The organism is Roseomonas fluvialis, assembly GCF_022846615.1.
Taxonomy (GTDB): domain Bacteria; phylum Pseudomonadota; class Alphaproteobacteria; order Acetobacterales; family Acetobacteraceae; genus Neoroseomonas; species Neoroseomonas fluvialis.
The window spans coordinates 3,215,050-3,232,623 of the sequence record NZ_AP025637.1 but is presented as its reverse complement, the minus strand read 5'-3'; the positions used below and the strand labels follow the sequence as shown (position 1 = coordinate 3,232,623).

The following is a 17,574-nucleotide window of genomic DNA, read 5'->3' as shown; positions in this document are numbered from 1 at the left end:
CCGGACGGGCAGGAAAGCGATCCACGCATGAGTTGGCAGCCGGAACTCGACGAATTGCACCGGCGCGAGGCGCTGGCCCGTGAGATGGGCGGCCCCGACAAGGTGAAGCGCCAGCACGATGGCGGCCGCCTGACCGTGCGCGAACGCGTCGAGGCGATGGCCGATCGCGGGAGTTTCCACGAGGTCGGCGCCATCGCCGGGCGCGCGGAATATGATGCGCAGGGGGACCTTGCCGCCTTCACCCCGTCCAACTGCGTGATGGGCCGTGCGCTGGTCGATGGCCGCCCGGTGGTGGTGGTGGGCGACGACTTCACCGTGCGCGGCGGCAGCGCGGACGCCACCATCCGCGACAAGCCGATCATGGCCGAGCGCATGGCCGCCGACCTGCGCCTGCCGATCATCCGCATGATCGAAGGCTCGGGCGGCGGCGGGTCGGTCAAGACCATCGAGACGACGGGCCGCGCCAACCTGCCCGGCGGCGTGGGCGGGACGCAGTTGTATTACCAGACCACGGCCAACATGGGGCTGGTGCCGGTGGTGACGCTGGGGCTCGGGTCGGTCGCGGGCCTGGGCGCGGCGCGACTGGCGGCTGCGCATTACTCGGTGATGACGAAGACGTCGGCGATGTTCGTGGCGGGGCCACCGGTGGTCGCACGGCTGGGCGAGGCGCTGGACAAGCGCGAGCTCGGCGGCTGGGAGATCCAGACCCGCGCCGGCGGAGTGGATGACGCGGTGGAGACCGAGGCCGAGGCCTTCGAGCGCGCGCGGCGCTTCCTTTCGTACTTGCCGTCATCGGTGTTCGAACTGCCGCCGGCTGTGCGATCGCGCGACGATGCGGGCCGGCGCGACGAGGCGTTGCTGAGCGCGATCCCGCGCGATCCGCGCCAGGCCTACAAGGTGCGTCCGATCATCGAGACGCTGGTCGACAAGGGGTCGTTCTTCGAGATGGGGCGCTGGTTCGGCCGGCCGGTGATCACAGGCTTCGCGCGGCTGGATGGGCGGGCAGTCGCGGTGCTGGCGAGCGATCCGGTCTTTCAGGGCGGGTCCTGGACGGCGGATGCCTGCCAGAAGGTCATCCGCTTCGTGGACCTGGCCGAGACCTTCCATCTGCCAGTGGTCTACCTGATGGATTGCCCGGGTTTCGCGGTGGGGCTGGATGCCGAGCAGCGGGCGACGATCCGCTGGGGTGTGCGGGCGATGGCGGCGGTGAACCAGTGCCGCCAGCCGTGGTGCACCGTCATCATGCGCAATGCGTTTGGCGTGGCCGGCGTGGTGCACCAGCCGGCGGGGCGGTATTCGATGCGCTATGCGTGGCCGTCCGCGCGGTGGGGGTCACTGCCGCTCGAGGGTGGCGTGGAGGCGGCCTATGCCGCGGAGGTCGCGGCCGCCGAGGATCGCGATGCGAAGGTGGCGGAGATCGAGGCGCGCTTGCAGAAGTTGCGCTCGCCCTTCCGCACCGCGGAGGCGTTCTGGGTCGAGGAAATCATCGACCCGCGTTCGACGCGTGGCTTGTTGTGCGAATTCGCGCGGCTGGCCGACCCACTGCGCGCCCCCGGCGTGGCGGGTTTCACGATGCGCCCCTGACGGCGGGGTCCGGGGTGACACTGTCACCCCGGCGGGGGTCTCGGGGGCGGAGCCCCCGGCTTTACTCGGGCGTGATCCCGGCCGCCGCGACCACCTGCCGCCACTGTGGCACTTCGCCACGCAGCCGTGCTGCCAGCGGCGCCGGCCCGTCCAGCAGCAGCTTCGACCCCCGATCCGCCATGCGGCGCGAGAGTTCGCTGTCCGCTGCCGCGAGCGGCGCGAGTTCCGTGTTCATGCGTGCGATCGCTTCCGGCGCCGTCTGCTTCGCTGCAAACAGCCCGAACCAGAAGGGCACCGCGTAGCCGGCGATGCTTTCGCCGATGGCGGGGGTTTGCGGCAGCAGTGGCGCGCGGGTCGCCGTGGTCACGCCGATCGGGCGGATGGTGCCGGCGCGGATGTGTTCCAGCGCCAGCGAGAGGTCGCCCACGAAGGTGTCGATCTCGCCGCCCAGCAGCGCGGTCATGATGAGCCCCGCACCGCGGTAGGGCACGTGCAGCAATTCGATGCCGGCCTTCTGCATCAGGAAGGCCGAGGCCAGGTGGGTGGCGGACCCCACGCCCGAACTGCCGACCGACACGCGCCCCGGCGCTTCCTTGGCGCGCGCGATGTAGGCCGCGAGGTCGGTCGGGCCATTGGCGCGCACGCAGTAGACCAGCGGCGCCTCGGTCACCATCGTCACCGGCAGCAGGTCGGTGAAGGGGTCGAAGCCGAGTTCGCGCCGTAGCGCGGGCAGCGTGGCGACGGAGTTCGACGTGATCAGGAAGGTGTGGCCATCGGTCGCGGTGGCGACATGCTGCATGCCCACCTGGCCGCCCGCGCCCGCGCGGCTGTCGTAGATCACCGGTTGGCCAAGCCTCGGCGTCAGGTAGTCGACAAAGTAGCGCGCCGGCACGTCCTGCGGCCCGCCCGGGGCGAAGGGGCTGATCAGGCGCACCGGGCGTGTTGGCCAGGCAGGCTGCGCCAGCGCGGGCGTGGCGAGCGTGCCGGTGATCGCGGCGGCGAAGACGCGGCGGGTAAGGGGCATGGGTGTCACTCCCGGACGATGTCAGCCCAGCGGGGCAGGGGACGGTCCTCGATCGGCACCAGCCAGGCGGCGTGGTTGGCACGCGTGATCGGAATGGCGGGCAGCAGGATCTCGCGCGGGACGGGTTCGCCGCGCAGGTGGCGCAGAGCGGCCATGGCGGCGGCGGCACCCATGCGCTGCCCGTCGTAGTCCATGCTCGCGAGCAGGCGGCCGGCGGCGATCTGCTCCGCCGCCTCGATGGTGCCGTTGTTGCCGACCACCAGGGCGGTGCGGCCCGCGGCCTGCAGCGCATCCAGCGCCCCCAGCGCCATCAGGTCGTTGGTGCAGACCACGCCGTCGATGCGCGGGTGGCGCGCCAGCAGCGTCTCCATCGCGGCGCGCCCGGGTTCGCGCAGGTAGCGCCCGGGCGCGCTGCCCAGCACGCGGATGCTGGGATGGCGCGCGAATGTCTCGCGGAAGCCGCGGCCGCGGTCGCGGCTGGTGGGTGCGCTGTCCGGGCCTTCGACCAGCACGATATCGCCGCCACCGCCCAGGGCGTCCACCATCACGGCCGCGATGGTGCGGCCCATCGCCACGTCGTCGGCGCCGATGAAGGTGACGAAGTCGCCCGCCATGCGGTTGACGAAGCCGATGAAGGGGATGCCCTGCGCGATGGCGCGCGCCACCGGCGCTTCCAGCAGAGCATCATCGGCGGGGGCGAAGATGATGGCGTCGGGGCGTTGCGCGACAACGGCCTCCAGCAGCGCAACCTGCTGCGCGGGGTCGTCGGGCGTTGCCGGGAAGTGCCGCGTGGCGGTGGCGCCGTCCTGCGCGGCTGCGCGCTCCACGCCGCGCAGGAAGGCCTGGTAGTTGGGATTGACCCCGTTCTTGGTGAAGGCGGCCAGGCGCATCAGTCACCGCGCACGCCGGCGGCGCGGATCACCTCGCCCCAGGATTGCAGATCGCGCGCGATGCGGGCGTTGAAGGGGGCGGTGGCTTCGAATTGCGCGGTCAGGCCATTGGCGAGCAGGCGTTCGCGGAGTTGCGGATTCTCGAGCGCACGGCGCGTGCCATCGGACCATTGCGCCAGGCTTTCCGCCGACATCGCGCGCGGCCCGCAGATGCCGAACCAGCCGGCCATCTGCAGTCCCGGCACGAAGGCCGAGATCGGCCGCGCATTCGGAAACAGCGGCGACCCCGCATCGTCGCCCAGCGCCAGCAGGCGCAACTCGCCGCCGGTGATCTGGCGCATCACGTCACCAAGGTTGGTGATCATGAAGTCGATGCGCCCGCCCAGGATATCGACGACAGCCGGCGTCGCGCCCCGATAGGGGACGTGCACGATGTCGACCCCCGCGCGCGCCTTCAGCAACTCGGCCGAGAGATGCTGCGCCGAACCGACGCCGGCCGAGGCATAGGACAGCCCGCCCGGACGCGCGCGGGCGGCGGCCAGCAGCCCCGGAACGTCCTGGTGCGGGCCGCGCGCGGCGACGATCAGCGCGTAGGTGGATAGCGCGACATTCGCCACGCCGGTCAGCTCGGTACGGGGGTCGATCGGCATCGCCGCGCCGGGGAGGTTCGGCGTGATGGTCATGCTGCCCATCGGGCATTGCAGCACGGTGTTGCCGTCGGGCGCCGAGCGCGCGACGACCTCGGCGCCGATCAGGCCATTGGCGCCGGTGCGGTTCTCGACCACGCCGCGCGCGCCCATCAGGGGCGGGACGTATTCGGCGATCAGGCGCGCCATCAGGTCCCCCGCGCCGCCGGCGGCGAAGCCGGAGATGACGCGCACGGTGCGATCCTGCGCCATGGCCGGGAACGCGATGAACGCCGCGACGGCGGCGAGCAGGATGCGTCGCATGAACCTTCCTCCCTTGTCGTTGGGGAAAGGCTAGGCTGGAACTGCCACGAAAGGCGAGTCAGCCCGCGTCGAGCGCGGCGATCACCGCATCGGCCATGGCGCGGGTGGACAGCACGGCTTCCCCCGGCATCGCGATGTCCGCCGTGCGCGCGCCGGCATCGAGCGCGCTGGCGACGGCGGCTTCCAGCCGATCCGCTTCCGCCGGCAGCCGTGCCGTCCAGCGCAGCAGCATCGCCGCCGACAGGATCGCACCCAGCGGGTTCGCGATGCCCTTGCCCGCGATGTCGGGCGCCGACCCATGGATCGGTTCGTACAGTGCGCGGCGCCTGCCATCGGCGTCCGGCGCGGACAGCGCGGCCGAGGGCAGCATCCCGAGGCTGCCATTGATCGCGCCCGCGCAATCCGACAGCAGGTCGCCGAACAGGTTGTCGGTGACGATCACGTCGAAGCGCGTCGGCGCGCGACCGAGTTGCAGCGCGCAATTGTCGGCCAGCATGTGTTCGAGCGTGACGTCGGGGAATTCGGCGGCGTGCACCTGGCTGACCACGTCGCGCCACAGCCGCCCGGCCTCCATGACATTGGCCTTGTCGACAGAGGTCACGTGGTTGCGGCGCGTGCGCGCCAGTTGGAAGGCGAAGCGCGCGGCGCGGGCGATCTCGGCGTCCGTGTAGGCGTGGGTGTTGACGCCGCGGCGGGTGCCGTCGGGCAGCGTTTCGATGCCGCGCGGCGTGCCGAAATACACGCCGGCGGTGAGTTCGCGCACGAACACCAGGTCGGCGCCCGCCACCGTGCGCGCCTTGAAGGGGGAGGCTTCCGCCAGCGCCGGCTGCGCCTTCACCGGCCGCAGGTTGGCAAACACATCGAGCGCGCGGCGCATGGTGAGCAGCGCGCCCTTGCGGCGTTCCTCGGGCGGAATATGCGTCTGGTCGAGGCTGCCGGTCGCGCCGAACAGGATCGCATCGCCGGCCATGATCGCGGCCCAGGTGCGGTCGGGCATCGCGGTGCGCTCGGCGGCCCAGGCGGCGGAGCCGAACAGATGGCGCGTCATGCGCAGCGGCACGGCGCGGTGCGTGACGAACCAGTCGAGCACGCGCACCGCCTCGTCGGTCACTTCCGGACCGATGCCGTCGCCGGGCAGAACGACGATGTCGAGCGTCGGCCGCGGTGCGGCGGCGGACTCAGGTGTCATCGCTCGACGCTGTCCCAGGCCCAGGCGCGCTTCGCGCGGTCGGCCGTCTGCCAGGCCAGGATCGCGTCCTTCTGCTTGAGCGTGAGCGCGATGTCGTCCAGGCCCTCCAGCAGCGCGTCACGCTTGCGCGCATCGACCGTGAAGGGAATCTCCGCGCCGTCGGGGGTCACCACCACCTGGCGCGCGAGGTCCACCACCGTGTGACGCGCGCCCTGCGCGGCCTCCGTCTCGTCCGCGATCCGGCGGATCACGTCCTCCGGCAGGCGCACCGGCAGCAAGCCGTTCTGGAAGCAGTTGTTGAAGAAGATGTCGCCGAAGGACGGCGCAATGACGGCGCGGAAACCCATGCCCATCAAGGCCCAGACCGCACCCTCGCGCGAGGAGCCGCAGCCGAAGTTCGGCCCCGCCAGCAGGATGGGGCTGTCGCGGTATTGCGGACGGTTCAGCACGAAGTCGGGGTTGTCGGAGCCGTCCTTGGCGTAGCGCATGCGTTCGAAGGCATAGGGGCCGAGGCCGGTGCGGCCCGTACCCACCAGGCGCTGGATCGGGATGATGACGTCGGTGTCGATATTGGCGCCGAGCATCGGTGCGGCGGGGCCGCTGACGGTGATGAACTTGTCCATCGATTCTGCCCCTTACGCTGCGAAGGACCGGACATCGGCGATGGTGCCGGCCACTGCCGCCGCCGCCGCCATGGCCGGCGAGGCGAGGTGCGTGCGCGCCCCCGTGCCCTGCCGCCCCACGAAGTTGCGGTTGGATGTGGACACGCAGCGCGCGCCCGCCGGCACGGACTCGCCATTCGCCGCGACGCACAGCGCGCAGCCCGGTTCGCGCCATTCGAAGCCAGCCGCGCGGAACGCGTCGTGCAGCCCTTCGGCTTCCGCGGCGTGCTTCACGCGCTCGCTGCCCGGCACCACCCAGGCAGTGACGTGCGGCGCCACCTTCCGGCCGCGCAGCACGGCGGCGGCGGCGCGCAGATCCTCGATGCGCGAATTGGTGCAGGACCCGATGAAGACCCAGTCGACCTTGGTGCCCGCGATCGGCGCGCCGGCGGTCAGGCCCATATAGGCGAGGGCCTTTTCCCAGTCGGCGCGCTTCTCGGCATCGGGCGCATCGGCCGGGTCGGGGATGCGGCCGGTGACGGGCAGTACCTGCTCGGGGCTCGTGCCCCAGGTGATCTGCGGGGCGATGTCGCGCATGTCGATCACCAGGTCGCGGTCGAACACCGCGTCGTCATCCGAGGGCAGGGCGCGCCAATCGGCCAACGCGGACTCCCACGACGCGCCCTTGGGTGCGAAGTCGCGGCCCTTCAGCCAGGCGAAGGTGGTCTCGTCGGGGGCCACCATGCCGATCTTCGCGCCCATCTCGATCGACAGGTTGCACAGCGTCAGCCGCCCTTCGACCGACAGCGCGCGCACCGCGGAGCCGGCGTATTCGACCGCGTAGCCGGTGCCGGCCGCGGCGCCGAAGCGGCCGATCGCCGCCAGAATCATGTCCTTCGGCGTGACGCCGGGCGGCGCCTCGCCCTCGAAGCGGATGCGCATCGTGCGCGGCTTCTTCTGCGGCAGGCATTGCGTCGCCAGCACATGCCGCAACTCAGACGCGCCTATGCCAAAGGCGAGGGATCCCACGCCACCATTCGTGCAAGTGTGGCTGTCACCGCAGACCAACACGGTGCCGGGCAGCACGATGCCCAGTTCCGGCCCCATCACATGCACGATGCCGTTGCCATCCTGGCCGAGGTCGAACAGCCGTACGCCGGTCTCGGCGGCGCGCTTCCGCAGACCCGCCAGCAACCGTGCGCCGGTTGGGAAGGTCTCGGACGTTCGGCCTGGTGCGGAGGACACCGCGTGGTCGGGCGTGGCAAAGACCAAGTCGGGCCGCGCGACCGCGTAGCCGGCCTCGCCCACTTCCTGCAGCGCGCGCCCGCCCGACAGGTCGTGCACCAGCACACGGTCGCAATGCAGCAGCGACCAGCCGCCGCCGAGGTCCGCCACCACGTGCGGATCCCAGATCTTGTCGAACAATGTGGCCGGCATGGCGCGTTGCTCCCGCAGTGCTTGACGCTCGCGGACGGCCAAGGGACGGTCGCGCGGCGCGGCGGCATCACGCCGCGCGCGACGGGCGTGGTCAAGCGCCCGCGGTTCCGGAGGAATGTTGGCATGGCACGCATCACGCGGCGCTCGCTTGGCCTTGTTGCGCTGGCGGCCCCTGGCGCCGCGCGCGCGCAGACCGCCTGGCCCGACCGGCCGGTGCGCTTCGTGGTGCCCTACAGCGCCGGCGGCGTGGCCGACACCATCGCGCGCATCCTGCAGGTCCGCGTGGCGGAACATCTCGGGCAGTCCTTCATCATCGAGAACCGTACCGGCGCCTCCGGGGCGATCGGCGCGGCGGCTGTCCATGCCGCGCCGGCCGACGGCACCACGCTGCTGTTCGAGGGCGCGACCTTCGCAACGCTGCCCGAAGTGCGCCGCGACCTGCCCTTCGACTATGCCGCCGCCTTCATCCCGGTCGTGCAGGTGACGACGCAGCCGTACATCCTGGGCATCCGCGCCGGCTTCCCTGCCACCGACCTGGCTGGCTTCGTGGCGGAGGCGAAGCGCCGCCCGGGCGAGGTCACCTACGGCACGCCGGGCGTCGCGCATATCGGCCATTTCATGGGCGAGGCGCTGCAGATGGCCGCCGGCATCCGCCTGGAACACGTGCCCTTCCGGGGCGGCGCGGATGTCGCGCGCGAACTCGCGGCCGGGCGGATCGACGCGGGCATCATCTCCTATTCCAGCCTGCGCCCGGCGGTGGAGCGGGGTGCGACGCTGATCGCGAGCACGGCCGGCCGGCGCCAGGCCTCGCTGCCGCAGATCCCGGTCATCGCGGAGACGTTCCCGGGCTACGACATGTCGTCCTGGACCGGTGTGTTCGCGCCCGCCGGCACGCCGGATGCGGCGACGCGCCGTTTCGCGCAGGCGATCGGCGCGGCGCTGGCCGATGCGGATGTGCGCCGGCGGCTCGATGCGACGGGTGCAGATCCGGTGGAATCCGACCCGGTGGCCTTCGCGGAGGTCATCCGGCGGGACCGCGAGACGGCACGGCGCATCGTCGCGGCGACAGGATTGCGGGTGGGGTAGCGTGCCAGCGCCCAGCCGGATCCTTCATCGCGCGGCCGTGCACCGGCCATCGGCCGCGCCCGGTGCGAAGGCCGGCGGCCCGACCACGAAGGTGACTCAGCGGCGGCGTTTCACTCCGCCGCCTTCGGCGCATAGCCGAGCCCGCCTTCATACTTCCGCCCGGCATCCTCGGGGAGGAACTCCGCCTCCATGTCCCGGATGCGGTCGAAGCCCGAGAAGCCGTGCAGGTTGCCCATCGGGTGCTGCTTGAAGCGTGCGTCGTAGGCGGCCTCGGCCATCGGCCCCTCGGTCTTGAGCGCATGCGCGAAATCGTGGATCGCCATGATGGTCGCGCGCATCGCGGCCCCGGGCAGGATGCACACGCGGATGCCGAGCTCGGCCATCTGCTCGGCCGACAGGCGGGGCGAGATGCCGGTCATGTTGTAGAAGACCGGGCCGCGCACCTCGGCCCCGATGCGCGCGACCTCGGCGACATCCTTGGGGCCTTCCACGAAGGCCAGGTCGGCGCCGGCATCGAGGAACGCATTGGCGCGGTCGATCGCCTCATCGAGCGAACCCCCATGCGCGCCGCGGCCGTCGGTGCGGGCGATCACCACGAAATCGGGGTCGAGAGAGTCGCGCGTGCGCGCCGCGGCGCGGACCTTGAGCACGGCTTCCTCGCGCGCGATCACCTCGCGTCCTGCGACATGGCCGCAGCGCTTGGGCGCCACCTGGTCCTCGAGGTGCAGGCCGGCCACGCCGGCGCGGATGTATTCCTCGACCGTGCGGACCACGTTGATGGCGTTGCCGAACCCGGTATCGGCATCGGCGATCAGGGGCACCTTCACGGCCGCGGCGATCAGCTTCGCGTTCAGCGCCATCTCGGTGAGGGTGGCGAGCCCGGCATCGGGCAGGCCCAGAAGGTTCAACGAGGTACCGTAGCCCGACATGTAGAGCGCGGGGAAACCGGCATCCTCGAGGATGCGGGCGGACATGGCGTTGAAGCAGCCGGGAACGACCAGCGGACGATGCGTCTCGATCAGCGCGCGAAGCCGCGTGGTCGGGCGAGTGGGGCTGCCTTGGCCGAGGCGCATGGCGAGAGTCCTTGGTTCGATGCTGGCGGGATCATGCCTGAACCTGCGCCTGCGGCAATCGGGGCGGGCGGGGCCGGTTGCAGGCGGGGACGGCGGTTGTGCCGGCCGGGCGCATCACGAAGACTTGATGCTACGCATGGCAGAGGCTTCGGCCGCTGCTGGTCGGAAATGGGGTCTTGTCCGGAAAATTGGACCTTTTCGGCGGGAGATGGGCCTTGTGCTGTCGCGTGGGGCGATGGTTGGCGCGACTTCGCGCTTTTGTGACAGGCGTTGCGACCCCGGAAACGCCTGGATTTTGCGCCTTTTTCAAAGATCGTCTTAAAAAACAGACAATGACGTGTTTTTTTTCGTTGACCGTTGGTTAATGCCTGTGGTTTGGTTGCGGTGTCGCGGGGGTCCAATCGGGCTCGGTTGATCCCCTTCGCGGGCCAGACGCTGTCACCCAGACGAGCGGGAGCGGTTGGCCTCACATCGTGCGGCTCGTTATTGAGATTAACCGAAGGGGATCGACATGATTCGCAAGTTCCTGGCTTCCATCCGTGGCACGGCTTCCGACCGCAAGGGCGTGACCGCTGCCGAATACGCCATCCTCGCGGTGGGCGTGGTCATCATCGTGGGTTCGGCCGTGGCGGTGTTCGCCCCGCAGCTGCGCGACGCCTTCTCCGAGGTCGGCGTGCAGATCGGGTCGCAGCAGGACCGCGTCGCCGCGTCGGCCGCCCGCTGATCTGGCAAAGCTTCGGCGGATGGTCATTCGGATCATCCGCCGACGGCACTCCATCGCGCGGAGAGACTGGCCGAAGGGCGCCGTCCTTCGGTCCTTGCCGACTTTCCAGCCAAGAATAGCGGTGTCAGTTGTCTGCCCCGACGCGTGCTCGTACGATATTGTGGCGGGGTGGCGCCAGGAAACTACGAGGACTGCAGGCAAAACGCCTAGCCGGAGACTGAGATGTCCGGATGGGCCTTCCGTCGGGGGCGAATTCGATGACAAGGATGGTGCGCGGCGTGCTGCATCTTCTGCGTGAGCGCCGCGGCGTGGCCTCCGCGGAGTACGCCATTATGGCGGTGGGCATTGTGATCGTTGTTGGTGCCGCGGTCGTCCTTCTTGGTGACCCCAATAATTCGGCTTTCGTGGTTCTTGGCAACACGGTGTCCGAGACACAGGCCGACATGATCGCGAACCTGAGCACCACCCGCTGACCTTCCATATGAGGTGACCGCGCCGTGAGTCCGATCGTTGTGTTCCTGGCGCTGGCGGTCCCTCTGCTCTTCTTCGCGGCGGCACGGGATGTCGCGACGCGCCTGATCCCGGACCCCATCCCTATTGCCATCGGTGTCATCGGCGTGGCGACGCGCCTGGTCGAAGGCTGGGCTGCGGCCGGCACCTCGCTGCTGTTGGCCGCCGCCGTCTTTATTCTGCTGGTGCCGATCGCGGCGCGCGGCTGGCTTGGTGGCGGCGATGTGAAGCTGCTGAGCGCGATGGCGGTCGGCCTTTCGCCCGGCTACACCTGGGACTTCGTTGTCGCGACCGTCTTTGTCGGCGGCGCGCTGGGCGTGGCCTATATCCTGGGCCGCCGGCTGGCGCCCGAGACCCGCGTCGCGGGCGGTGCAACGCTGCTGCGCCGCGTGCTCGCCGTCGAGGCCTGGCGGATGCGCCGCCGCGGCCCGCTTCCCTATGCCGTCGCCATCGCCGGTGGCGGCCTCCTCCTCCTGATCTCCTTGCCGAGGGCCTGACACATGATCCTGCGGCTTCTTGTCGTCGTCTCCCTTGTCCTGAGCGCCACCGGCCTCGGGATCCTCGCGCTGCAGCTGATCCAGCCCGGCGGCGTCCCCCAGCAGGTCGCGCGGGTCGAGGCGCCGCCGGTGGTGGCCCCTCCGGCGCGCGTGCGCATGCTTGTCGCGGCGCGCCCGCTGTCGATCGGTACGCTGCTCAAGGACGAGGATTTCCGCGAGAGCGAGGTCTCCGCGGATGCGGTGCCGGAAGGCGCCTTCACCGGCGGCACGGCGTCGCTGGCGGAGCTGCGCGGCGCACTGCTGCGCCGCTTCATCGACCCGAATCAGCCGGTGATCGCGACCGACGTGCTGCGTCCGCGTGACCGTGGCTTCCTGGCCGCGGTGCTGCGGCCCGGCACCCGCGCCATCTCGATCGGCGTCGACGTGGTGACCGGGGCGTCGGGCCTGATCTGGCCAGGCGACGAGGTCGACCTGATCCTGACGCAGAACCTGCAGGGCAGCCAGGGTGGGGAATCGCCTGGACGCCGCGTGGTCGGCGAGACCATCCTGTCGGCCGTCAGGGTGATCGCGGTGGACCAGCAGATCAGTCACAGCGGAACCGATGCCACGGCGGCGCGTGTCGTTGCCCGCACCGTTACTCTGGAAGTGAATCCGGAGCAGGCGGAGCGACTGGCGGTTGCGATGCAACTCGGTCGTATCTCACTGGTGGTTCGTTCGATCGAGGGTGTGCCCGAGGCCTCGGGTCCGCGTCCCTCGCTTGTTTTTGGTTCCGACGTTTCCTCTGCGCTTACCGGTCCTCAGGCACCTTCCCCTTCGACGCGCATGCGTATTATTCAGGGCGGCTCGCAGCAGGAGGTTACGTTCCGATGAATCAAGGGCACCGGGCCGGAGACAATCCATCCCATCCGGCCTGGAAGGCGATCGGGAGGGCGCGAATGTTCCGCGCCGCGCCCATGGCACTTCCCCTCGCTTTTGTCCTTCTCGCCGGCGTCTCGGTTCCGCCTGTCGCCGCCGATGACGTGACCTTGGCTGCCGCCGCGGCCGCAAGCGCGCCGCGCATTCCGGTGCGCACCGGCACGCATCCGGGCTATGGTCGGATCGTCTTCGACTGGCCCGCGCGCACCGAATACCAGGCCGAGGCCACGGCCGACGGCCTGATGATCCGCTTCGCCGAGCCGGTGCGCATCGCGCTGGGTGCCGCGGTGCCGCGCAACGTGGTCGCGCTGTCGGGCGATGGCCAGTCGGTCCGGATCGAGGCGCGGGCCGGGTCCCGCTTCCGCCATTTCCACCATGGCCCGAAGCTGGTGATCGACGTGCTCGACCCCGGCTCGGACGTGGCCGAGGCGCGCCCCGCGGCGTCGGCACCGAGCGCCGATGCTGTGATGGCGGACCTTGCCGCCGCGACACGCCTCCGCGCGCCGGTCCGCAGTGCAGCCGACGTGCCGATGCTCGCGAGCGCCACGCCGACTGCGCCCGGCATGACCGCCGCGACGATCACCGACGCGCCGCTGCCCGCCACGCCCGCGCCGGCCACGATCCGCATGGCGCAGGCCCTGCCGCCATCCGGTCCGCGCACCGGGGCGCCGATGACGGTGCCGGTGCAGAGCGCGCCCTTTGGCATCCCGCTGGTGCCGCAGGCCCAGGCCCAGGCGCAGCCGCAGATGCCTGGCACGCCGCAGGTGATTGCGCCGGCCCCGGGTGCCACGCTCACGCGCCCGCTGGTGCTCGAACAGGGTTCTGGCCGGCTGGTTGAACTTCCCGCCGCCGCGCTGACGGTGCTGGTAGCCGACCCGCGCATCGCGCGGGTGCAGCCGGCTTCGCCCACCAGCCTGTTCATCATGGGTGTGAATGCGGGCCGCACGAACCTCATCGCGACGCGCGAGGATGGTTCGCTGGTCGCCGAGTTCGACATCACCGTTGCCTCGACCGTCGCGACGCCGGGGACCGGCCTGCCGCAGGCCGCGGCGGGGCCGCCGCCGGTCACCGCCGGCCAGATCCAGAGCATGATCCGCCGTACCGTGCGCGGCGGGCAGAATGTGCGCGTCGCCATGACCAGCCGCGGCCCGATCACGCTGTCGGGCATGGTGCCCGCCGCGGTCGACGCGCAGCGCGCCGAAGCGGTGGCCAAGGCGATGGCCGGCGAAGCGCGCGAGGTCATCAACAACCTGACTCTGCTGTCGGGCATCCAGGTGAACCTGCGCGTGCGAGTTGCCGAGATCTCGCGCGAGATCACCCGCGACCTGGGCTTCAACTGGCTCGGCGCGTTCAATGACGGGACCTGGACGGTCGGGCTGCGTACCGGCAGCGGCGTGGTGGGATCGCTGATCGGGGCGCTGACGGGCGCGACGGCGACCGGCGGCCTGGTCGGGCTCGGCTACAGTGGCGGCAATTTCGATATCAACGGCATCATCGATGCGCTCGCTCAGGACCGCCTGGTGACCATCCTGGCGGAGCCCAATCTGACCGCGCAGTCGGGCGAGGTCGCGTCGTTCCTGGCGGGCGGCGAATTCCCGATCCCGGTCGCCGCGTCGAACAACGACAATGCCATCACGGTGGAGTTCAAGCAGTTCGGCGTGAGCCTCGCCTTCGTGCCGACGGTGCTTTCGCCGGAACGCCTGAACATGCGCGTCCGCCCCGAGGTGAGCGAACTCTCGGAAGCGAATTCGGTGATCTTCCCGGTGGCCGGCGGCACAGTCCGCATCCCGGGCCTGAGCGTGCGCCGCGCCGAGACCACCATTGAGGTCGGTTCCGGCCAGAGCTTCGCGATCGCGGGGCTGCTGAGCCGCAACTCCTCGATCAACAACAGTGGGCTGGCGGGGCTCGGCGAGATTCCGGTGCTGGGCGCGCTGTTCCGCTCCGACCGGTTCCGTCGCAATGAGACGGAACTCGTGATCATCATCACACCCTACCTGGTGCGGCCGGTCTCCGACCCCTCGGCGCTCGCGACGCCGCTCGACACCTTCCGCCCATCGACGGACCTCGAGCGCATCCTGCTGCGGCGACAGACCGGCTCGGGCGCCCCCTATCGTCAGATCAGGCCGCCGGCGGCCGCTGGCTTCATCGTGGAGTGAGCACCATGGCACGGCACATTCCCGCGGCCCTGGGCCTGGTTCTCGCGCTTGGCGCCTGCGGCTCCGACAATTACTTCCCTGCCCAGGACATCGATCGGCGCGGGACCTGGCAGGCGGAAGGCATCAATGACCGGAACCTGCGCCTGCAGGTCGCGGACCCCGCGCACCTGACGCGCGGCGCCGGTGCGGCGACCGACCGCGGTGACCAGGCCTCGCGCGCGATCAACGCATTCAATGCCGGACGCCGCCCGCCCCTGCCGACCGGAATCTCGGATGTAGGCACGCAGGGCGGGGGTGGGGCCGGCGTCAGCAGCGGAGGTGGCGGTGGCGGTGGCGGCAACTGACCGCATGGCGGTCCGCGAAATCCCGGACGCGACGCGCGGCGGAGCGATTATCTCCGCCGACCGGCCCGCCCTCATGGTCTTCGTGGCCGACGAGGCGAGCGAGGGCGCTATTCGTGGCGGGATCGGCGACGTGCTCGGCGCGCAGATGCGCCGCGGCACGGTGCGCACGGCCGTCAAGGCGCTCGAGAAGGAAAGCACCCCGCGCGTGCTGATCGTCGATATCAGCGGTGTGGACGACCCCTTCGCGGCACTCGACGCCCTGGCATCCGTCTGCACGCCCGATGTGCGCGTGCTGGTGGTGGGCGAACGCACCGAGATCGGCTTCTATCGCGACATCACCCGCAACGTCGGCGTGCATGAATACCTGCACAAACCGCTAACGCGCGACAACGTGGCGCGGCTGTTCGCCCCGCATATCCAGGGCGGCGGTGAGGCCGGACAGGACCGCGGCGGCCAGGTCACGGTGGTTTGTGGCGTGCGCGGCGGCGTCGGGGCCACGACCATCGCGGTGAACCTCGCACTTGAGCTTGAGGAAGCGACGCGCAGCCACGTCGCGTTGCTCGACCTGCACCTGCGCGGCGGCGCGGCGGCGATGATGCTGGGCGCGCGCGTGACCTCCGGCCTGCGCATCGCCATCGAGGAACCCGAGCGAGTCGACGCGCTGTTCCTCGACCGCGTTGGCGTGCCGATCGGCGACCGCGTGCGGCTGATCGCCGCCGAGGAGCCCATGGAGGCCCAGATCAAGCCGACCGAGGAAGGCGTGCGCCGCGTGGTCGACATGCTGCGCCAGCGCTTCAACCACGTCGTCGTCGACCTGCCCATGCCGCCTGGCCCGAGCGAGGTCGCGGTGCTGCAGAAGGCGCGACACGTCGTGCTGGTGCTTGGTCCGGATGTCGCGAGCATCCGCGACACGGTGGCGCTCAAGAAACTCGTCGCACTGACCGGCGGATCGGGGCGCGTGATCACGGTGCTGAACGGGGTGGGCCGGCGCGGCTACTTGCCGGTCAAGCTGGTCGAGGAAGGCATCGGTGCGGCGCCCGACGTGACGATCGGCGACCTGTCGAGGCAATTGCCCCGCGCGGCGAACCTGGGCCGCCCGGCGCGCCAGGACTGCGCACCGTTGCGCCGCGCGCTCGGCCAGCTCACGCAGGAAATCGCGGCGGTGCGCTCGGGCGGGGCAGGGGCCTCGTTCTTCGCGCGGCTGCTGGGCAAGGGAGGCGGCTGATGCGTCCGTTCGGCCGGCGCAGCGACGGCTCGCCACATCTGCCGGTGCCGCTCGCCGCGGAACCGGAGTTCCGCTCCGTCAACATCTCGGCCGAGGCGATCGCGCTGTCCGATAGCGCCGAGCTTGCGCGGCTGCGCACGTTGGTGCTGGAACGGATCGACCCGGTGGTGGCCGGCGAACTGCCGCCGGCGGCTTTGCGCCAACAGCTCGATGCGCTGGTCCATGAACTTGCCTCGCGCGAGCGGATGGAGATCTCGGCGCGCGACCAGTCGCGTATCGCCGAGGAAATCGCCCGCGATATGGTGGGCTACGGCCCGCTCGAGCCGCTGCTGGCCGACGACACGATCAACGACATCATGGTGAACGGGCCCGACCACGTCTTCGTGGAAGTGCGGGGCAAGCTGATCCGCACCAATGTCCGCTTCCGCTCGGCCGCGCAGATCGCGGCGATCGCGCAGAAGATCGCCGCGACCGTCGGCCGGCGTGTCGATGAATCCTCGCCGCTATGCGACGCGCGCCTGCTCGATGGTTCGCGCGTCAACATCGTCTTCCCGCCGCTGGCGCTGGACGGCCCCTGCATCTCGATCCGCAAATTCGCCAAGAAGCGGTTCGACCTGCCGGCGCTGGCGCAGAACGGGGCGATGTCGCCCTCGGTGCAGCGCATCCTGGAAATTGCGGCGCGGTGCCGGCTGAACGTGGTGGTCTCCGGCGGCACGGGGTCGGGCAAGACGACCATGCTGAACGCGATGTCTCGGCTGATCGACCATGGCGAACGTGTTGTCACCATCGAGGACGCGGCGGAACTGCAGCTGCAGCAGCCGCATGTCGTCAGGCTCGAAACCCGCCACGCGAACCTCGAAGGCCGCGGCGAGGTCACCGCCCGCGACTTGGTTCGCAACGCGCTGCGCATGCGCCCCGACCGTATCATCGTCGGCGAAGTCCGCGGCGGCGAGGCCTTCGACATGCTGCAGGCCATGAACACCGGCCATGACGGATCATTCTGTACCGTCCACGCAAACACGGCCCGCGATGCGCTGACCCGCATCGAGAACATGGTGATGATGGCGCAGTCCACGCTGCCGTCGCGCGCCATCCGTACCCAGATCGCGGCTGCGGTGGACCTGATCGTGCAGATCGAGCGCATGCGCGACGGTGGCCGCCGCGTCTCCCAGGTGGCCGAGATCTGCGGCCTGGAAGGCGATGTCATCACCATGAACGACATCTTCACCTACCAGTACGAAGGCGAGACTGCGGAGGGCAAGCTGCGCGGGTCCTGGGTGTCGCCCGGCATGCGCCCGGCCTTCGTCGAACGCCTCAACTACTTCGGCATGCTCGACCCCTGGATGCGCGCGCTCCAGGAAGCCTGAC

Annotated in this window: 17 protein-coding genes; 10 read left to right on the top strand and 7 right to left on the bottom strand. The window is 70.4% G+C overall.

The annotated features are described in order from the left end of the window. The first annotated feature begins 27 nt into the window (after nucleotides 1-27). Nucleotides 28-1,584, top strand: a complete 1,557-nt coding sequence (locus MWM08_RS15725) for an acyl-CoA carboxylase subunit beta (protein WP_244407449.1) — start codon at nucleotides 28-30, stop codon at nucleotides 1,582-1,584. A 61-nt stretch (nucleotides 1,585-1,645) separates the two neighbouring features. Here MWM08_RS15725 and MWM08_RS15720 read toward each other — a convergent pair whose 3' ends face one another. The 6 genes from MWM08_RS15720 to leuC are packed head-to-tail and all read right to left on the bottom strand — an operon-like array spanning nucleotide 1,646 to nucleotide 7,676. Beyond that, nucleotides 1,646-2,608: a Bug family tripartite tricarboxylate transporter substrate binding protein gene (locus tag MWM08_RS15720; RefSeq protein WP_244407448.1), complete on the bottom strand. Its 963-nt coding sequence runs from the start codon at nucleotides 2,606-2,608 to the stop codon at nucleotides 1,646-1,648. Between the two features lie 5 nt (nucleotides 2,609-2,613). Continuing rightward, on the bottom strand, nucleotides 2,614-3,498 hold the full coding sequence (locus tag MWM08_RS15715) for a sugar ABC transporter substrate-binding protein (RefSeq protein ID WP_244407447.1): 885 nt from the start codon (nucleotides 3,496-3,498) through the stop codon (nucleotides 2,614-2,616). After that, entirely contained in the window at nucleotides 3,498-4,448 is a 951-nt protein-coding gene (locus MWM08_RS15710) for a Bug family tripartite tricarboxylate transporter substrate binding protein (RefSeq protein WP_244407446.1), read from the bottom strand. Before MWM08_RS15710 ends, MWM08_RS15715 begins: the two co-directional genes overlap by 1 nt. 58 nt (nucleotides 4,449-4,506) lie before the next feature. Further along, nucleotides 4,507-5,637 (bottom strand): 3-isopropylmalate dehydrogenase, encoded by a 1,131-nt coding sequence (gene leuB, locus MWM08_RS15705; protein ID WP_244407445.1) that lies wholly within the window; start codon nucleotides 5,635-5,637, stop codon nucleotides 4,507-4,509. Beyond that, nucleotides 5,634-6,260, bottom strand: a complete 627-nt coding sequence (leuD, locus tag MWM08_RS15700) for a 3-isopropylmalate dehydratase small subunit (protein ID WP_244407444.1) — start codon at nucleotides 6,258-6,260, stop codon at nucleotides 5,634-5,636. Before leuD ends, leuB begins: the two co-directional genes overlap by 4 nt. Nucleotides 6,261-6,272: 12 nt before the next feature. Further along, nucleotides 6,273-7,676 (bottom strand): 3-isopropylmalate dehydratase large subunit, encoded by a 1,404-nt coding sequence (leuC, locus tag MWM08_RS15695; RefSeq protein WP_244407443.1) that lies wholly within the window; start codon nucleotides 7,674-7,676, stop codon nucleotides 6,273-6,275. A 123-nt stretch (nucleotides 7,677-7,799) separates the two neighbouring features. On the opposite strand from leuC, the gene MWM08_RS15690 reads away from it, so the two are divergent. Further along, the gene (locus MWM08_RS15690; protein WP_244407442.1) at nucleotides 7,800-8,762 is read left to right on the top strand and encodes a Bug family tripartite tricarboxylate transporter substrate binding protein; all 963 of its coding nucleotides are present in this window, start codon (nucleotides 7,800-7,802) and stop codon (nucleotides 8,760-8,762) included. Between the two features lie 110 nt (nucleotides 8,763-8,872). On the opposite strand, the gene MWM08_RS15685 is transcribed toward MWM08_RS15690, so the two are convergent. Continuing rightward, nucleotides 8,873-9,835 (bottom strand): isocitrate lyase/PEP mutase family protein, encoded by a 963-nt coding sequence (locus MWM08_RS15685; RefSeq protein ID WP_244407441.1) that lies wholly within the window; start codon nucleotides 9,833-9,835, stop codon nucleotides 8,873-8,875. Nucleotides 9,836-10,346: 511 nt separating this feature from the next. Between MWM08_RS15685 and MWM08_RS15680 the strand changes: the two genes are divergently transcribed. The 8 genes from MWM08_RS15680 (at nucleotide 10,347) to MWM08_RS15645 (ending at nucleotide 17,573) form a co-directional block, all read left to right on the top strand. Continuing rightward, nucleotides 10,347-10,559: a Flp family type IVb pilin gene (locus tag MWM08_RS15680; protein WP_244407440.1), complete on the top strand. Its 213-nt coding sequence runs from the start codon at nucleotides 10,347-10,349 to the stop codon at nucleotides 10,557-10,559. Nucleotides 10,560-10,825: 266 nt separating this feature from the next. Continuing rightward, a complete protein-coding gene (locus MWM08_RS15675) occupies nucleotides 10,826-11,032 on the top strand; it encodes a hypothetical protein (protein WP_244407439.1) in 207 nt (68 codons plus the stop codon). Between the two features lie 24 nt (nucleotides 11,033-11,056). Further along, on the top strand, nucleotides 11,057-11,566 hold the full coding sequence (locus tag MWM08_RS15670; RefSeq protein ID WP_244407438.1) for an A24 family peptidase: 510 nt from the start codon (nucleotides 11,057-11,059) through the stop codon (nucleotides 11,564-11,566). Between the two features lie 3 nt (nucleotides 11,567-11,569). Beyond that, on the top strand, nucleotides 11,570-12,436 hold the full coding sequence (cpaB, locus tag MWM08_RS15665) for a Flp pilus assembly protein CpaB (RefSeq protein ID WP_244407437.1): 867 nt from the start codon (nucleotides 11,570-11,572) through the stop codon (nucleotides 12,434-12,436). Between the two features lie 83 nt (nucleotides 12,437-12,519). After that, entirely contained in the window at nucleotides 12,520-14,637 is a 2,118-nt protein-coding gene (locus MWM08_RS15660; RefSeq protein ID WP_244407436.1) for a type II and III secretion system protein family protein, read from the top strand. 5 nt (nucleotides 14,638-14,642) lie between these two features. Next, nucleotides 14,643-14,981 carry a hypothetical protein gene (locus MWM08_RS15655; protein WP_244407435.1) on the top strand — a complete coding sequence of 113 codons (339 nt, stop codon included), beginning with the start codon at nucleotides 14,643-14,645 and terminating at the stop codon, nucleotides 14,979-14,981. A gap of 4 nt (nucleotides 14,982-14,985) precedes the next feature. Continuing rightward, nucleotides 14,986-16,206: a CpaE/TadZ family protein gene (locus tag MWM08_RS15650; protein ID WP_244407434.1), complete on the top strand. Its 1,221-nt coding sequence runs from the start codon at nucleotides 14,986-14,988 to the stop codon at nucleotides 16,204-16,206. Then, nucleotides 16,206-17,573, top strand: a complete 1,368-nt coding sequence (locus tag MWM08_RS15645) for a TadA family conjugal transfer-associated ATPase (protein WP_244407433.1) — start codon at nucleotides 16,206-16,208, stop codon at nucleotides 17,571-17,573. Before MWM08_RS15650 ends, MWM08_RS15645 begins: the two co-directional genes overlap by 1 nt. Nucleotide 17,574 lies beyond the last annotated feature (1 nt).

Excerpts from the sequence above, each read along its gene's own strand:
- MWM08_RS15725 (WP_244407449.1), top strand. The coding sequence starts at position 28 with ATGAGTTGGCAGCCGGAACTCGACGAATTGCACCGGCGCGAGGCGCTG.
- MWM08_RS15720 (WP_244407448.1), bottom strand. The coding sequence starts at position 2,608 with ATGCCCCTTACCCGCCGCGTCTTCGCCGCCGCGATCACCGGCACGCTC.
- MWM08_RS15715 (WP_244407447.1), bottom strand. The coding sequence starts at position 3,498 with ATGCGCCTGGCCGCCTTCACCAAGAACGGGGTCAATCCCAACTACCAG.
- MWM08_RS15710 (WP_244407446.1), bottom strand. The coding sequence starts at position 4,448 with ATGCGACGCATCCTGCTCGCCGCCGTCGCGGCGTTCATCGCGTTCCCG.
- leuB (WP_244407445.1), bottom strand. The coding sequence starts at position 5,637 with ATGACACCTGAGTCCGCCGCCGCACCGCGGCCGACGCTCGACATCGTC.
- leuD (WP_244407444.1), bottom strand. The coding sequence starts at position 6,260 with ATGGACAAGTTCATCACCGTCAGCGGCCCCGCCGCACCGATGCTCGGC.
- leuC (WP_244407443.1), bottom strand. The coding sequence starts at position 7,676 with ATGCCGGCCACATTGTTCGACAAGATCTGGGATCCGCACGTGGTGGCG.
- MWM08_RS15690 (WP_244407442.1), top strand. The coding sequence starts at position 7,800 with ATGGCACGCATCACGCGGCGCTCGCTTGGCCTTGTTGCGCTGGCGGCC.
- MWM08_RS15685 (WP_244407441.1), bottom strand. The coding sequence starts at position 9,835 with ATGCGCCTCGGCCAAGGCAGCCCCACTCGCCCGACCACGCGGCTTCGC.
- MWM08_RS15680 (WP_244407440.1), top strand. The coding sequence starts at position 10,347 with ATGATTCGCAAGTTCCTGGCTTCCATCCGTGGCACGGCTTCCGACCGC.
- MWM08_RS15675 (WP_244407439.1), top strand. The coding sequence starts at position 10,826 with ATGGTGCGCGGCGTGCTGCATCTTCTGCGTGAGCGCCGCGGCGTGGCC.
- cpaB (WP_244407437.1), top strand. The coding sequence starts at position 11,570 with ATGATCCTGCGGCTTCTTGTCGTCGTCTCCCTTGTCCTGAGCGCCACC.
- MWM08_RS15660 (WP_244407436.1), top strand. The coding sequence starts at position 12,520 with ATGGCACTTCCCCTCGCTTTTGTCCTTCTCGCCGGCGTCTCGGTTCCG.
- MWM08_RS15655 (WP_244407435.1), top strand. The coding sequence starts at position 14,643 with ATGGCACGGCACATTCCCGCGGCCCTGGGCCTGGTTCTCGCGCTTGGC.
- MWM08_RS15650 (WP_244407434.1), top strand. The coding sequence starts at position 14,986 with ATGGCGGTCCGCGAAATCCCGGACGCGACGCGCGGCGGAGCGATTATC.
- MWM08_RS15645 (WP_244407433.1), top strand. The coding sequence starts at position 16,206 with ATGCGTCCGTTCGGCCGGCGCAGCGACGGCTCGCCACATCTGCCGGTG.